Annotated in this window: 10 protein-coding genes; 7 read left to right on the top strand and 3 right to left on the bottom strand. The window is 66.0% G+C overall.

Annotated features, from left to right (window positions below):
• Nucleotides 1-37: 37 nt before the first annotated feature.
• Complete coding sequence (gene dnaJ / locus ACODS2_RS16760) at nt 38-1,174, top strand: molecular chaperone DnaJ (RefSeq protein ID WP_488999848.1); 1,137 nt, start codon at nt 38-40, stop codon at nt 1,172-1,174.
• Between the two features lie 182 nt (nt 1,175-1,356).
• Here the strand turns inward: dnaJ and ACODS2_RS16755 are convergent, their stop codons facing one another.
• Complete coding sequence (locus ACODS2_RS16755) at nt 1,357-3,675, bottom strand: patatin-like protein (protein ID WP_488999861.1); 2,319 nt, start codon at nt 3,673-3,675, stop codon at nt 1,357-1,359.
• Nucleotides 3,676-3,912: 237 nt separating this feature from the next.
• On the opposite strand from ACODS2_RS16755, the gene ACODS2_RS16750 reads away from it, so the two are divergent.
• From ACODS2_RS16750 to ACODS2_RS16730, 5 genes are all read left to right on the top strand, one after another.
• The gene (locus ACODS2_RS16750) at nt 3,913-5,298 is read left to right on the top strand and encodes a TIGR03013 family XrtA/PEP-CTERM system glycosyltransferase (RefSeq protein WP_298168212.1); all 1,386 of its coding nucleotides are present in this window, start codon (nt 3,913-3,915) and stop codon (nt 5,296-5,298) included.
• A gap of 19 nt (nt 5,299-5,317) precedes the next feature.
• Nucleotides 5,318-7,447: an XrtA/PEP-CTERM system histidine kinase PrsK gene (prsK, locus tag ACODS2_RS16745; protein ID WP_488999847.1), complete on the top strand. Its 2,130-nt coding sequence runs from the start codon at nt 5,318-5,320 to the stop codon at nt 7,445-7,447.
• Nucleotides 7,444-8,835 carry a PEP-CTERM-box response regulator transcription factor gene (gene prsR / locus ACODS2_RS16740; protein ID WP_488999846.1) on the top strand — a complete coding sequence of 464 codons (1,392 nt, stop codon included), beginning with the start codon at nt 7,444-7,446 and terminating at the stop codon, nt 8,833-8,835. The genes prsK and prsR overlap by 4 nt, the downstream gene beginning before the upstream one ends.
• Nucleotides 8,801-10,405, top strand: a complete 1,605-nt coding sequence (locus ACODS2_RS16735) for a tetratricopeptide repeat protein (protein ID WP_488999845.1) — start codon at nt 8,801-8,803, stop codon at nt 10,403-10,405. Before prsR ends, ACODS2_RS16735 begins: the two co-directional genes overlap by 35 nt.
• Before the next feature lie 70 nt (nt 10,406-10,475).
• A complete protein-coding gene (locus ACODS2_RS16730) occupies nt 10,476-11,543 on the top strand; it encodes a CaiB/BaiF CoA transferase family protein (protein ID WP_488999844.1) in 1,068 nt (355 codons plus the stop codon).
• A 232-nt stretch (nt 11,544-11,775) separates the two neighbouring features.
• On the opposite strand, the gene ACODS2_RS16725 is transcribed toward ACODS2_RS16730, so the two are convergent.
• Together ACODS2_RS16725 and panB are read right to left on the bottom strand one after the other, a co-directional pair.
• Nucleotides 11,776-12,843, bottom strand: coding sequence for a DUF475 domain-containing protein (locus ACODS2_RS16725; protein ID WP_298168203.1), 1,068 nt, complete (start codon nt 12,841-12,843; stop codon nt 11,776-11,778).
• A gap of 43 nt (nt 12,844-12,886) precedes the next feature.
• Nucleotides 12,887-13,756 carry a 3-methyl-2-oxobutanoate hydroxymethyltransferase gene (panB, locus tag ACODS2_RS16720; RefSeq protein WP_488999843.1) on the bottom strand — a complete coding sequence of 290 codons (870 nt, stop codon included), beginning with the start codon at nt 13,754-13,756 and terminating at the stop codon, nt 12,887-12,889.
• 238 nt (nt 13,757-13,994) lie between these two features.
• On the opposite strand from panB, the gene ACODS2_RS16715 reads away from it, so the two are divergent.
• Nucleotides 13,995-15,515 (top strand): amino acid permease, encoded by a 1,521-nt coding sequence (locus ACODS2_RS16715; RefSeq protein ID WP_488999842.1) that lies wholly within the window; start codon nt 13,995-13,997, stop codon nt 15,513-15,515.
• Nucleotides 15,516-15,566: the final 51 nt, after the last annotated feature.

Here is a 15,566-nt window from a genome sequence, read left to right as displayed (position 1 = left end):
GCAGGCGGCGGGCCGCTGTTCTTGGATGGGGACCGCAATGTCGGCTGAAATTGATTTCTACGAACTGCTCGAGGTGGAGCGCACCGCAGACGAGAAGGTGCTCAAGTCCGCCTATCGCAAACTCGCCATGAAGTTCCATCCGGACAAGAATCCGGGGTGCCAGGACAGCGAGGCGAAGTTCAAGCAGATCAACGAGGCCTATGCCTGCCTCTCCGATCCGCAGAAGCGGGCGGCCTATGATCGCTATGGCCATGCCGCCTTCCAGCAGGGCGGCCAGGGCGGTGGTGGCGGCGGCTTTGGCGGCGGCGACTTCGGCGATCTTGGCGATATCTTCGAGACGATCTTCGGCGGCGCATTTGGTGGTGGTGGCGGCCGCCAGCAGGCCCGCCGCGGCGCGGACATGCGCTATGACATGGAAATCACGCTCGAGGACGCGTTTCACGGCAAGTCGGTCGAGATCGCGGTCGAGGTGGCACAGAGCTGCCAGCCCTGCGGCGGCACCGGCGCAACGCCGGGCACTTCGGCGCGGCGCTGCAACTTGTGCGGCGGGCACGGCAAAGTGCGCGCGCAGCAAGGCTTCTTCATGGTCGAGCGCACCTGCCCGACCTGCCATGGCCGCGGCGAAGTGATCGAGAGCCCCTGCAAGAGCTGCCGCGGCGAGGGCCGTGTCGATGCCGAGCAGAAGCTTGATGTGCAGATTCCGGCCGGCGTGGACAACGGCACGCGCATCCGGCTGGCCGGCAAGGGCGAGGCGGGGCCGTTCGGCGCGCCTGCGGGCGATCTCTACATCTTCCTCCACGTGAAGCGCCACCGCATGTTCGAGCGCGAGGGGACGACACTGCTGACACGCTGCCCGATCAGCTTCACCAAGGCTGCGCTGGGCGGAGAAATCGAAATTCCGGGGGTCGACGGAGCGCGCCACAAGATCGAAATTCCCGCCGGCATCCAGTCCGGCAAGCAGCTGCGCAAGCGCGGCGCGGGCATGCCCGTGCTGCAGGCGCGCGGCACGGGCGATCTGGTGATCGAGATTCAGGTCGAGACGCCGACCAAGCTGTCCGCCCGCCAGCGCGAGTTGCTGCGTGAATTCCAGGCGACTGAAACGGGCGAGGAAACCCCGCAGTCGAAGGGTTTCTTTGACCGGATCAAGGATGCCTGGAACGATCTGACGGAGTAACGCTGTTTATGCGGTGGCGCGGAACGAAAATGGTTCGCGCAGAGATCGCAAAGATCGCAGAGTCTCAGTTCAATTCGGCGACGCCAATTCAGCTTGAGGCTTAAGGTCGCTTTCGGCTGGCGCCTGCGGAGCACAGATTTTCTCTGCGATCTCTGCGGCCTCTGCGCGAACCATTTTGAATTCTAACCGCTCGCAAACATCGCGTTCACTTCGGCGATCACGCCATCGACCATACCCGGCTCAGCGGTGAGGCGCGACTTTTCCTCTTCGAGGATCGCGAGGAAGACGTCGCGCTTGAAGGCGCGGATCACACCGGGCGGGAGCGGCGGTTCGGCGGTCGAGGCGATCAGGTCGACTGTCCGCTCGGCGCCGTGGAGGCGGCCCCAGAGGTAGTCGTTCTCGCGGTAGGCGCGCGCGAAGAAGGCGCCGAAGTGGAAGAATTCGACCCCCTTCAGGCAGGCGTAAGTGCCGCCGGTGCGGATTGATAGAGCGTCTTCCGGGGAAATCCGGTCGACCTTCACGGGATCGAATTCGCCCATGCCTTCGCCCTGCAGCAGCGGCAGGGTGGCCACATCGTAGAACGGGAAGCCGAGGTAGGCGTAGAGGAAGCGCCGGCGCAGCGGCTTGCTCATCGCGGCCAGCCCTTCGACGATCATCGCATCGACGGCAAGGTCGATGCCGGTGAGATCACGCCGGGCGGCAATGGCAGCGAGCACATCGGCGGGGCGGGCGAGCGCGCTGGCGGCGACGGCAGCGAAGTCCTCGCCCAGCCCGGCCGCAGTCTGTTTCGCCTGATAGAGCGCCTGCGCGCGGTAGACCATGTCGCGCGCGGTCTCGCGTTCGGCGGGGCTGATCCCTTCGGCATCGTCCCAATCCTGCGTAAGGCGGCGGGCGAGCAGCTTCAGGCGGCGGATGCGGAAGCCAAGATCGTGCGCGCGGAAAAAGGCGATGGCCTCGTTCGTGGCGCCGCCCCTGGCCTGCGCGAGCCGGTCGAAGCCGAGCGTGGCGAGGTGCGCCCAGAGTTCAGCCTCGACCGCGCCGCGTGGCGGGGCTTCGATCATCGCTTCCTCGGTCACCTGCGCAAGTGAAGCGACGACGCCGGCAAGCTTGACCTGCGCATAGCCATGGAAGGCGAAGCCGGCCTGCTCAGCCGCCGCTTGCTGTGCCTTGGCGCGCCATGCGGTCAGGCGTTTGAGCGTGGGCTGATCGAAGAAGAAGGTATAGCCGAACAGGCGCTCCACCGCCGTATCGATCTCGCCGCGCAGGGTATCTACAATCATCCGCAGCCGCGCCCGTTCGCGCGATTGGGCCTCCAGCGCCTCAAGATTGTCGCGGATCGGCTGTTCGCGCGGGATCGACGAAAGCGAGCCGAAGATGGCCGAGAAGAAGCCGACCGAACGCTCCATATGGTCCGGCAAAGGGGTGCGGGCCGGGCTGGGATCGATGTAGACGAACCGCCGGTCGACCTCGCGCTGCGCGGGCCGATCGCGCAGCACGGCCATGGCCGGGGCAAACGGCCGATTGACCAGCACCGCGCCATCGACGAGCGCGACTTCGCCAAGCTGGCCGCGCTTCCAGCGGCTGGGCATCACGCGCTTGAGGAAGGCCTCGCGGCCGTGCCAGGCAAGCCCGCGTTCGGTGGTCAGCTGGTCCATTTCCGCGAGCATGAGCGGGGGGAAAGCGCCGGGAAAGCTGGCGGTCGAGCGGGCGGCGAAGACGAGTTCGGCGCGCTCGGCAATGTCTTCGCCCGCGCCTGCCGAGGCATTACGGCGAAAGCCGATGGCAAGGCGGTGCTCGCTTTCCTCGACAATCGGCGGGCTGTTGAGGCGCAGATCTTCGCGGTGGCCGTTGAAATCCGTGGCGGTGACCAGCAGATCGAGCGGGTGGCCGGCCGGAAGCAAGGGCGCGGTGCCGCTGCCGGTTTCAGCCATCGCATCAAAGGCTTCGGCGAGGAGATGCGAGAAGCCGATCCCGCTGAACGGCGGCGCGAACCAGCGCGCGCGGATGAGGTGCGAGAGCTTGAGGCGCACTTCCCGGCGCGTGCGGGCCGAACCCACCGTGCGGCTGACCACATTCCCCGGACGCTTGAGGAGGAACCACACGAGCGGCTGGGCCCAGAACTTGGCAAAGCGGCTCCACGGCCGGGCATCGGGATCGAGCAGGACTTCAACGTCTGCCCGTTCAAGCCAGAGCGTGGTCAGCGGCTCCAGGCTCTGCCCGCTCGCCAGCGCCTGCGCGAGGAACACGCCGTTGATCCCGCCCGCGCTGGCGCCCGAGATGATATCGGGAAGGATGCGCAGCCTGAGATCGCGCGTAGACTCCAGCATTTCGAGCAGGCGCCGGTAGACTGCCTCGGCACCGGTGCCGGCAGGGGCCTCATCATGAAACGCGCGGCTGGCGCGCGTGGCGTACCAGATCTCTTTGGTGACGCCGTGCATGTAGACCGCAAGGCTGATCCCGCCGTAGCAGACCAGGGCGAGCCGCAGTTCCTTTTCCCGCATGAAAAGTAACATGACAGCCTTCGCAGCGCTTCGCCAGTGCGGTGCATGCATAAGACTGTGCTGTAAACCGCGCCGACATTTCGGGCAGGCACTCGCGCCCTCGCAGCGAAAAATCGGGCAATCCAAAGGTTAACACGCCGAAACAGGGTGTCAGATTTACCGACGCTTTACCCCTCTGCGCATAAACCGCGACGAGAAGGTCCGCACCGGGCCGCATAGACGGATGATTGCGGCACCATGATCCGCCTGTTCAAACTCTACATTCCGAACGCGGTGTTCCTGCTGGCACTGCTCGATTTCATCCTGCTGATCGCGTCGGGCGAACTCGGCTGGACGGTCCGGGCGAACCAGATCGGCATTGATGGCGGCGTGGTGGCGGATCGGTGGATGCCGCTGCTGATCTTTGCCGGGCTGGTGCAGACCGCGATGATCGCGGTCGGGGTCTATGGTTCGGATGCGCTGCGTTCAATGCGCTATGCCACCGCGCGGCTGCTGGTGGCGATCAGCCTTGGCATCATTGCGCTTTCAGTCGTCTATTTCGTGCTGCCGGGCCACACCTTGTGGCGGTCCAACCTGTTCTACGCGATGTTCATCGCGATGGCGCTGCTGGTGTTCATCCGCATCCTGCTGGGCGGCCTGCTCGGCACGGCAGTGTTTCGTCGGCGCGTACTTGTGCTGGGCGCGGGTGACCGGGCGGAGCGCCTGCGCCAGTTGGGTGAGCGGGTGGAAGCGGGCTTCGTCATCGTCGGCTTCGTCGGGATGAGCGACAGCGCGCCGGTGATCAAGGAAGCGATCAACCGCAACGCGATCCACAATCTCACGCGCTATGTCGAGAACCTCGGCGTCAGCGAAGTCGTGCTTGCGCTGGAGGAGCGCCGCAATGCGCTGCCGCTCAAGGACCTGCTGCGGATCAAGACGACTGGCGTCCACGTCAACGATTTCTCGACCTTCATGGAGCGCGAGACGGGCCGCGTCGATCTCGATACGGTCAACCCGAGCTGGCTGATCTTCTCCGACGGGTTTTCTTCGGGCCGCATGATCTCGAGCGCCTTCAAGCGGATCTTCGATATCTGTGCGAGCCTCCTGCTGCTCATCCTGACCGCGCCGGTGATCGCGCTTTTCGCGATCATCGTGAAGCTCGACAGCAAGGGGCCGGCCTTCTTCCGCCAGACCCGTGTCGGGCTCTACGGGCAGAACTTCAGCCTGATCAAGCTGCGCTCGATGCGCACCGATGCGGAAGCGGCAGGAGCGCAGTGGGCGGCCAAGGACGATCCGCGCGTGACCCGCGTGGGCCGCATGATCCGCAAACTGCGCATCGACGAGTTGCCGCAGGCCTGGACCGTCCTCAAGGGCGAGATGAGCTTTGTCGGCCCCCGTCCGGAGCGGCCCGAGTTCGTCTCCGACCTCGAGGAAAAGCTGCCCTATTATGCCGAGCGCCACATGGTGAAGCCGGGCATCACCGGCTGGGCGCAGATCAATTATCCTTATGGCGCCTCGATCGAGGATTCGCGCCACAAGCTCGAATACGATCTCTATTATGCCAAGAACTACAGCCCGTTCCTTGATCTCCTGATCCTCCTCCAGACGCTGCGTGTGGTGCTCTGGAACGAGGGTGCGCGCTGAGCGGTCGCGGGGACCCCCCATGCAAAGTCCGCTTGGATGGATCGGCCTCAGCCAGTGGAGCTACCTCGCCGCAGCGTTCGCGGCGATGTTGCTCACGGTGTGGCTGGCTGACCGGCAGCGGCGCGGCAGGGAAAGCAGCCGCGCGCTGATCGCGGCGCTGACGGTAACCACGGCCTGGACCCTGCTGAGCTCTTCGTTCGGGCCGAATGCAGCGTTGACGCAAGTGTTCGAACTGGTGCGCAATCTGTGCTGGTTGGCGGTGGTCTATTCGCTCTTCGCGCGCGACAACCGGCATACCAGCGTGGTGCAGGTGCGCCCGGTGCTGGCGGTGCTGGCCATGGTCGAGCTGTTCCAGATCGTGCTTCTGGTGCTGGCGATCCGCTTTGCCGCGGTTCAGCCGGCTGTTGCGATGATCTTCCAGCTTTCGGTGATGTTCCGCCTGCTGCTGACGACGGGCGCGCTGGTGTTGGTGCACAATCTCTATGTCGGCGCGCTGAGCGGGCAGCGCGATGCCGTGCGCTGGACTGCGCTCGCGCTCGCCCTGATGTGGGGGTACGACCTCAACTTCTATACGATCGCCTATCTCGGCCGGACCATCCCGCTCGAAATGGTGGCCCTGCGCGGCCTTGTGCAGATCGGCGCAATCCTGCTCGTCTCGGTGGGCGCGATGCGCGGCGGATCGGCGCTGCGGTTCTCGCCCAGCCGGTCGGTTGCGTTTCAGTCGCTCTCGCTGCTGGTGATCGGCGGTTATCTGATTCTGATGGTCGCGGCGGCTCAATCGGTCGCGTGGCTTGGCGGCAATGTCAGCCAGCTGGCGCAGCTGGGCTTTGCCTTTGCGACGACGGTGGTGATCCTCGCGCTGGTGCCTTCGGGGCGCTTGCGCGGCTGGCTCAATGTGATGCTGGCCAAGCACTTCTTCCAGCACCGCTATGACTACCGCGCCGAGTGGCTGCGCTTCACCCGGACCATCGGGCGCGGCGGGCAGGGGGCGCTGCCGCTCCATGCGCGCGTGGTGCAGGCGCTGGCCGACATTACCGACAGCGCCAGCGGGCTCATGCTGATCCCGGGCGAAGGCGGCGATCTCGTGCTTGCAGCGCGGTGGCAGTGGCCGACCATCGAGGTTCCGGCCGAGGCCATGCCGCTCGATACCGCGCAATTCTTCGAGCGGCGCGGCTTCATCGTCGATCTTGACGAAGTGCGGTCCGGCACGGACCACGAGGGCGAAATCGCGCTCATGCCGCGGTGGCTGGTGGAAGAGCATGGCGCATGGGCGCTGGTGCCGCTCTTGTACTTCGACCGGCTCGTCGGCCTTGTCGTGCTGGCCCGCCCGCCGCTGGCGCGCAAGCTCGATTGGGAAGACTTCGATCTCCTGCGCGTCGTGGGGCAGCAGTTGGCCAGCTACATCGCCGAGCACAACGGCCAGAGCGCGCTGCTCGAATCGAGCCGGTTCGATGAATTCAACCGCCGCATCGCCTTTGTGATGCACGACATCAAGAACCTCGCCAGCCAGCTCGCGCTGCTCGCCCGCAATGCCGAGCGCCATGCCGACAATCCCGCGTTCCGCAAGGATATGCTGGTGACACTGACCAATTCCGCGGACAAGCTCAACGCTCTGCTGGCGCGGCTCTCGCGCTATGGCGCGGGCGGCGTGCAGCGGCTGGAGGCGGTCGATGCGGCCGAAGTCATCGAAGCCGTTGCCGCGCGCTATCGCGGGGCGGGGGGCGAATGCCCGGTCTATGTCACCCAGAGCCAGCCCTGCCATGTAACGGCGAGCCGCGAGACGCTCGAACAAGTGCTCGCGCATCTCGTGCAGAACGCGATCGACGCCAGCCAGCCCGGCATGGCGGTCCTGCTCCAGACGCGGCTTGATGGCCTGAGCGGCGTGATCGAGGTTTCCGATACCGGCTCCGGCATGAGCGCGGACTTTGTGCGCAACCGCCTGTTCACGCCGTTCGTTTCGACCAAGGCGGGCGGCTTCGGCATCGGCGCGTTCGAAGCGCGCGAACTCGTGCGTGCGATGAACGGCCGGCTCGAAGTGGAGAGCCGCGAGGGCCTTGGCAGCCGGTTTGCGGTGCGTCTTCCGCTGGTGGTGGCGACCGAACTCGAAACACAGCCTGACGATACGTCGGGCGACAAGAAGGTGGCATGATGATCCAGGACCGGCCCCCGAGTGCTGTAAAGGCGCTCCCCAAGCTCCTCATCGTCGAGGATGATCCGGGCCTGCAGGCGCAGCTCAAGTGGGCCTACGAGGACTTCGAGGTGCACATCGCGGGCGACCGCCAGACCGCGCTCGCGCTGCTGCGATCGGAAGAGCCATCGGTGGTAACGCTCGACCTTGGCCTGCCGCCCGATCCGGACGGGACGAGCGAGGGCTTTGCCGTGCTCGATGCGATCATGGCGCTGAAGCCTGATACCAAGGTGATCGTCGCCAGCGGCCACGGCGCACGCGAAAGCGCGCTCAGGGCGATCAGCCAAGGCGCTTATGATTTCTACGCCAAGCCGGTCGATATCGATTCGCTGGGCCTGATCGTGCGGCGCGCGCTGCACCTTCACCGCATCGAGGCGGAGAACCGGCAGTTGGCCGAGCGGGCACCTGAAGGCAACAAGGTGCTGGGCCGCCTGATCACCGGTGCGCCCGAGATGGTCAAGGTCGCGCGCACGATCGAGCGCGTGGCGGGGACCAATGTCTCGGTTATGCTGCTGGGTGCGAGCGGCACCGGCAAGGAACTTCTCGCGCGCGGCCTCCACGAAGCGAGCCCCCGCCGGCAAGGCACGTTCGTCGCGATCAACTGTGCGGCGATCCCCGAAAACCTCCTCGAAAGCGAGCTGTTCGGGCATGAGAAGGGCGCCTTCACCGGCGCGGTCAAGACCACCGAGGGCAAGATCGAGCAGGCCAGCGGCGGCACGCTGTTCCTTGATGAAGTGGGCGACATTCCCTTCCCGCTGCAGGTCAAGCTGCTGCGTTTCCTGCAGGAGCGCACGATCGAGCGCATCGGCGGGCGGCGCTCGATCGAGGTCGACACGCGGATCGTGTGCGCGACGCACCAGAACCTTGAGGCGATGATCACCGACGGACGGTTCCGCGAGGACTTGTTCTATCGGCTCGCCGAGATCGTCGTGCGCATCCCGAGTCTCGCCGAACGGCCCGGAGATGCGGCGCTGCTGGCCAAGGTCTTCCTCACGCGCTTTGCGGCGGAGATGAACCCCTCGGTCAAGGGCTTCGCGCCCGATGCGCTGGCCGCGATCGACGCCTGGACGTGGCCGGGCAACGTCCGTGAACTCGAAAACCGCGTGAAGCGCGCGGTGATCATGGCCGATGGCAAGCTGGTGGGCGCCGCCGATCTCGATCTGGCCGAACCGGGCGAGGACGAGGCCAATCCGCTCAACCTCAAGTCCGCGCGCGAGGCGACCGACCGCAAGATGATCCGCCATGCACTAGCGCGGAGCGAAGGCAACATCTCCAACACCGCGCGTCTGCTGGGGATCAGCCGGCCCACGCTCTATGATCTCCTCAAGCAGTACGACCTTCAGCATTAAGCGGTCGCTCGGCCTTGCGCTGGGGGCCTTGCTGCTGGCGGGGCCGGCAGCAGGGGCCTCGCGGCTCGATGACTTGCGTGCGAAAGCGCAGGCGGCAATCGAGCGGCGCGATCCGGTCTCGGCCGAAGTCATGCTGCGCGCGGCGATCAAGGGCGGCACCCGCGAGGACGAACTGCGGGCGCATCTGGGCGCGGCGCTGCTGGCCGAAGGGGACCGCAGCGAGGCGCGCAAGGTGCTGGAAGGGGGGACCTTCGCGCCCGGCACCGAGGCGCTGGGCTGGCGCGTGCGCGGCCAGATTGCGCTGGCACAGGGCGATCTGCGCGGCGCGGCGAACGCATTCGATGCGGCGCTGAGGGCCGATCCCAGGGATTCCGACCTCTGGGTCGCGATCGCGTCGCTGCGCTTCTCGGGCGGGGAGCAGCTGCAATCGATCGAGGCGGCAGACCGCGCCGTTGCGCTCGATCCGAAGAATGCCCGCGCGCTGGCCTTCCGGGGCCTGCTGATCCGCGAGCAATATGGCCTCGCCGCCGCGCTGCCCTGGTTCGAGGCGGGGCTCAAGGTGCGGCCCGATGATCCGGCGCTGCTCGGCGAATATGCCGCGACGCTGGGCGATATGGGCGCGTATCGCGGGATGCTGATCGTGTGCCGCAAGCTGGCGCAAGTCGATCCCAAGAACCCGCGCCCCGCCTATCTGCAAGCCGTTCTGGCGGCGCGCGCCGGGGAAACCGATCTGGCCCGGACGATCCTGCAGCGCACGGGCAACGCCTTTCGCGACATGCCCGCCGCCGTCATGCTGACCGGCGTGCTCGAATACCGGGCGGGCAATACCAACGTGGCGGTGGAGCAGTTCGACCGGCTGGTGCGCCTGCAGCCGGACAATCTCGAGGCGCGGCAGATGCTGCTGCGCGCCATGTCGCGGCAGGGCAGTGATCAGCCGCTGCTGGGCCGCTTCGACAAGGACGCCATGCAGGCGACCGCGCCGCCCTATACGCTGCGTCTGGTCGGTACGAGTTGGCAGCGGCTGGGCAACAAGGCCCGTGCCGAGGCGCTTTTTGCGCGCGCGGCGCACCCTGCGGCTCATGGTCCGGTGCCGCTGCCCACCGAATTCGCCGCGGCCGTGCTGGGCGGTGCCTATGCCGATGCGCCGAACCGGGCGCAGACGGCGGTGCCCTATATTCGCGCGCTGCTGAAGGATGGCCGCAATGACGAAGCGCAGGCCGCGGCGGACCGTCTGCGCGATGCCAATCCCGGCGCGGCCGAGGCGCACCTTCTTGCCGGTGACGTGCGCACCATGCGCGGTGATGCGGCAGGCGCGCTGGCGGACTATCAGAACGGCGCATCGATCCGCTTCAACGAACCTGTGCTGCGGCGCATGGATGCCACCCTGCGGGCGCTCGGCCGCACGCGCGATGCCGATTCCATGACCTCGCGCTATCTGGCCCAGAATCCCCAGAGCCTGCTGGCGATGAAGCTGCTCGCCGCCGCCTGGGCAAGGGAGCCCCGCCGCGATGCCTATCTGGCGATTTCGCGAGCCCTTGCCGCGCGCGGTCAGCCCCAACCGGTGCAATAAGTCTCGACAGGGAGGCAATCGCGGGGCAAACCTCTTTTCAATCGATCGGTTAAAACAGACGGGGTGAGTGATGGCTGGTGCGCTGGAAGGTTTGACGGTTCTCGAATTCGCGGGGATCGGACCCGGACCCTTCGCCTGCATGATGCTCGCCGATCACGGCGCGCGGGTGATCCGCATCGACCGTCCGAGCAAGGGCGCGCGGGTGGGGGATCAGGGCAACCGCGATATCCTCAACCGCAACCGCGTGCGGATCGAGCTCGATCTCAAGGACCCCGCCTCGATCGCCCGCATCCGCGAGCTGGTGAAGGACGCCGACGCGATCATCGAAGGCTATCGCCCCGGCGTGATGGAGCGGCTGGGGCTGGGGCCGGACGTGCTGCTCGCCGACAATCCGCGCCTAGTCTATGGCCGGATGACCGGCTGGGGGCAGGATGGTCCGATGGCACCGCTGGCAGGCCATGATATCAATTACATCGCACTCGCCGGTGCGCTGCACACCTATGGACAGGCAGGCGGCAAGCCGCAATTCCCGGTCAATGCGGTGGGCGATTTTGGCGGCGGCGGGATGGTCATGGCGTTCGGCGTACTGGCGGGCGTGCTCTCGGCGCAGCGGACCGGCCAGGGTCAGGTGATCGATTGCGCCATGGTCGACGGCGCGGCGATCCTTTCGGCGATGACCTGGACGTTCTTCGGCAATGGCCAATGGAAGGACGAGCGCGGGGTCAACCTGCTCGACGGCGGCGCGCATTTCTATGACACCTACCAGACCAGCGATGGCAAATGGATCGCGCTGGGCTCGATCGAGCCGCAGTTCTACGCGCTGCTGATGGAGAAGAGCGGCCTCGGCGCCGATCCCGCCTTCGCTGCGCAGCATGACCAGTCGGCTTGGCCGGCGCTCAAGGCCAAAGTCGCCGCGATGATCGCGACGAAGAGCCGTGCAGAGTGGGAAGCGATCATGGACGGCACAGACATCTGCTTCGCGCCCGTCCTGAGCCTCAAGGAAGCGCCGCACCACCCGCACAATACGGCGCGCAGCACGTTCGTGGAGGATGGCGGAATGACGATGCCCGCACCCGCACCGCGCTTCCTTGGCACGCCGGCTCCGGCACCGAAGCTGGCGTCTGCGCCGCTGGAGTGAATTGGGTTCGCACAGAGGCGCGGAGGCGCGGAGGGAAGAAGACGGCGGTTCGCGCAGAGTTCGCAGAGACGGCAGAGACTAAATGGTTGACGGCGAAGCCGCTTCAACTTTGGACGGTCCTTCAAACTCCAAATCCGCCTGCGGCGCACGCAGCCTCTTTGCGGTCTCTGCGCGAGATTCTCTTTCTCTCCGCGCGACTGCGCCTCTGCGCGAACCACTTTCCTTACGCGGCTTACTCCGCCCGCAGCGCGTCCTCGATCTCGCAATCGGGGAACCGGCGGTTGTGGCGGACTGACCACCACAGCGAGAGCCCGATCAGCACCGCACCGATCAGGCCGGTCACCGTTTCCGGGATTTCCACATGCGCCGAGATCAGCATGATCGCGGCCAGCGCCACGATTGCCCAGAAGGCGCCGTGCTCAAGATAGCGGTATTCCGCCAGCGTTCCTTGCTTGACCAGCAGCAGCGTGAGCGAGCGCACGAACATCGCGCCGATGGACAGGCCGAGCGCGATGACCACCATGTTGTTGGACAGCGCGAAGGCTCCGATCACCCCGTCAAAGCTGAACGAGGCATCGAGCACGTTGAGATAGAGAAACCCGCCGAGCCCTGAACGCACGACCTGGCCCGCCGCCTTCTGCGCCGCTTCCTGCATTTCAAGCAACGTGCCGATTGCCTCGACCGCGATGAACGTCACGATGCCCAGCGCGCTTGCGCCAAGGAAGGTCAGCGCTTCGTCAGGGGGCAGCAGCAGCGAAATGCCGTAGACCGCGACCAGCAGGATGGCGATTTCCGCCGCCTTGATATCGGCGAAACGGGCCAGGCGGGTTTCGATCCAGCTGATCCAGTGGACGTCCTTGTCGCCATCGAAGAAGAACGAGAGGCCGACCATGGCGAGGAACGCCCCGCCGAAGCCCGCGATGCCGACATGCGCGCTGGAGACGATTTCCTCGTAGCGCTTCGGTTCGGTCAGCGAGATGCGGACCGCCTCGACCGGCCCGATGCCCGATGCAATCGCCACGATCGCCACCGGAAACACGATGCGCATGCCGAACACCGCGATCACCATGCCCCAGGTGAGGAAGCGGCGCTGCCACACCGGGTCCATTTCCCCGAGCACCACCGCGTTGACCACGGCGTTGTCGAACGAGAGCGAGATCTCGAGCACCGAAAGCATGATCACGATCCACAGCATCGCGAGCGTTGCAGGCACGGATGCGGTCTGGAACCAGCCGTAGGCGGCCGCCAGCGCGAGGCAGACAAGCGTGAAGGCGATCGAACCGCCGAAGTTCTTGAGCAATTTGGGGTCCCGTCATGGCCGCGCAATAGCGGCGCAGTGCCTCTTACTTCGGCTGATACGTCTGTTCCACCCCCGGAAATGTGCGCGCGCGCACTTCGGCGGCATAAGTCGCGGCGGCGGCGGAAATCGTCTCGGCAAGGTGCTCGTAGATCTTCACGAAGCGCGGGGTGCGCTCGAACATGCCGAGCATGTCGTCCGTCACCAGCACCTGCCCGTCGCACTGCGCCGAAGCGCCAATGCCGATGGTGGGGCAGGGTACGGCCTGGGTGATCTGGATGGCCAGCGGTTCGACCACGCCTTCGACGACGATGGCAAAGGCTCCGGCCTCGGCAATTGCGCGCGCGTCGCCGACGATCTTCTCGGCTTCCGCCGCGCTGCGTCCGCGTGCGTTATAGCCGCCGAGCACGTTGACCGCCTGCGGGGTGAGGCCGACGTGGCCCATCACCGGAATGCCGCGCGCGACGAGAAACGCCACGGTCTCGGCCATCGCCACGCCGCCTTCGAGCTTCACCGCATCGCAGCCGGTTTCCTTGAGCAGTCGCGAGGCGCTCTCGAAGGCCTGCTCGGGCGAACGCTCGTAGGCGCCGAAGGGCATATCGACCACGACCGCCGCATGATACGATCCGCGCACGACCGCAGCGCCATGCGCGCACATCATGTCGAGCGTGACGGGCACGCTGGAAGGCAGGCCATAGATGACCTGGCCGAGCGAATCCCCCACCAGCAGCAGATCGCAATGCGCATCGAGCAATTGGGCCTGCCGCGCGGTATAGGCGGTGAGCATCACCACCGGCTGCTCGGTCACTCCGTCCACCTTGCGCTGGCGGATGCCGGGAATGTTGAGCCGCTTCATCGGCGCCGGCGTGGGGTGCGCGCGGCTGGTGGCGGTGTCGAGGACGTAGGTCGTGGACATTAGCGAGGTTCCCTGTCGCTGGGCCTCGCGCTTTTAGACCAAAGCCGCAAAGCCGCAAGGCGGGTCCGTTTCGGGCCTTGGTTGTTCCGCCCCGGTGCACAGGGTTGGGGAAAAAGCGCTTTGCGGCAGCGGTCCTCGGCGCTAGCAATAAAAGTAGCAAACCTGGTGACCGGCAGTCGCGCCCGCGCAATGGGTGAAAAGGGCGCAATCGGCTGACGGACCAAGGCGGGAGAAATCAATGTTCGGTCGCGTCAAACCACTCGACGCCATTCTTGCAACTGCCGAGAAGAAATCGCTCCATCGATCGCTCGGCGCTTTCCAGCTCACCATGCTCGGCGTCGGCGCCGTCATCGGCACCGGCATTTTCGTGCTGACTGCCGAGGCTGCCCAGAAGGCGGGTCCCGGCATGATGATCAGTTTCATCATCGCTGGCTTCGTCTGTGCGGTTGCGGCGCTGTGCTACGCGGAAATGGCCGCGATGGTGCCGGTTTCGGGCTCTGCCTATACCTACAGCTACGCCGTGATGGGGGAGCTCGTGGCTTGGATGGTCGGCTGGGCGCTGATCCTCGAATACGCGATTGCGGCAGGTGCGGTCTCGGTCGGCTGGTCGGGCTACATGATCGGGTTCGTCCAGCACAGTTTCCATATAACCGTGCCGCTGGAATTCGTGCGCGGGCCGTTTGATGGCGGGATCATCAATCTGCCGGCGATGTCGATCGCGGCGGTGATCACGGGGCTCCTCGTGCTCGGCACCAAGGAAAGCGCCACGGTCAACGCGGTGCTGGTGGCGATCAAGATCGCGGCGCTCTCGATGTTCGTGGTGCTGACCCTGCCGGTGATCCAGTCGGGCAAGTTCGTGCCCTTCGCGCCGCTCGGCTTTACCGGCATTTCGGGCGCGGCGGCTTCGATCTTCTTTGCCTACGTGGGCTTCGATGCGGTTTCGACCGCGGCGGAGGAAACCAAGAACCCGCAGCGCAACATGCCCATCGGCCTGATCGGCAGCCTCGGCATCTGCACCGTGTTCTACATGCTCGTTGCTGCCGGTGTGATCGGCACTGTCGGCGCGCAGCCGATGTTCGGTCCGGCGGGTGAGGTGCTTTCACCCGGCACGCCCGCTCTCTCGGCCGCTTGCGCCGCCGTTCAGGACAACGCGGTGGTCTGCTCGAAGGAGGCGCTGGCCTGGACGCTGCGCTCGGTCGGCTATCCCTTCGTCGGCTGGCTGGTCGGTGCCGCAGCCATTCTGGCGCTGCCCTCGGTGATCCTGATGATGATGTTCGGCCAGACCCGCATCTTCTTCGTGATGAGCCGTGACGGGCTGCTGCCCGAGTTCTTCTCGCGCATCCACCCCAAGTTCCACACCCCGCATGTGATCACGATGCTCACCGGTGTGTTCGTGGCGCTGTTTGCCGCCTTCTTCCCCGTGGGTCTGCTGGCCGACGTGTCCAACTCGGGCACGCTCTTCGCCTTCGCTGCGGTTTCGATCGCGGTGCTGGTGCTGCGCCGGACCGATGCCAAGCGGCACCGCCCGTTCCGCACGCCGGCGGTGGCGGTGGTCGCGCCGATCTCGATCGCGGGCTGCGTCTACCTGTTCCTCAGCCTCTCGCATGAGACGATCCTGCTGTTCTTCGGCTGGGCGGTGATCGGCCTCTTTGTCTACTACACCTACAGCCGCAGCCGCAGCCATGTCGGGCGCGGCACGGTGGAAGTGCATGAGACGGACGCGGACATTCCGCCGCAGTCGGTGCCGCCCATCGTCTGACAAGGGCGGGCAATCGCCATACAGGAGGGCCGCTTCCCCACCGGGAGGCGG

The sequence above is a fragment of the Novosphingobium sp. FG137 genome, from assembly GCF_057809735.1.
This window is presented reverse-complemented; position numbering and strand designations above follow the sequence as displayed.

Coding starts and splice junctions, on each gene's coding strand:
- dnaJ (WP_488999848.1), top strand. CDS start 38: ATGTCGGCTGAAATTGATTTCTACGAACTGCTCGAGGTGGAGCGCACC.
- ACODS2_RS16755 (WP_488999861.1), bottom strand. CDS start 3,675: ATGCGGGAAAAGGAACTGCGGCTCGCCCTGGTCTGCTACGGCGGGATC.
- ACODS2_RS16750 (WP_298168212.1), top strand. CDS start 3,913: ATGATCCGCCTGTTCAAACTCTACATTCCGAACGCGGTGTTCCTGCTG.
- prsK (WP_488999847.1), top strand. CDS start 5,318: ATGCAAAGTCCGCTTGGATGGATCGGCCTCAGCCAGTGGAGCTACCTC.
- prsR (WP_488999846.1), top strand. CDS start 7,444: ATGATGATCCAGGACCGGCCCCCGAGTGCTGTAAAGGCGCTCCCCAAG.
- ACODS2_RS16735 (WP_488999845.1), top strand. CDS start 8,801: ATGATCTCCTCAAGCAGTACGACCTTCAGCATTAAGCGGTCGCTCGGC.
- ACODS2_RS16730 (WP_488999844.1), top strand. CDS start 10,476: ATGGCTGGTGCGCTGGAAGGTTTGACGGTTCTCGAATTCGCGGGGATC.
- panB (WP_488999843.1), bottom strand. CDS start 13,756: ATGTCCACGACCTACGTCCTCGACACCGCCACCAGCCGCGCGCACCCC.
- ACODS2_RS16715 (WP_488999842.1), top strand. CDS start 13,995: ATGTTCGGTCGCGTCAAACCACTCGACGCCATTCTTGCAACTGCCGAG.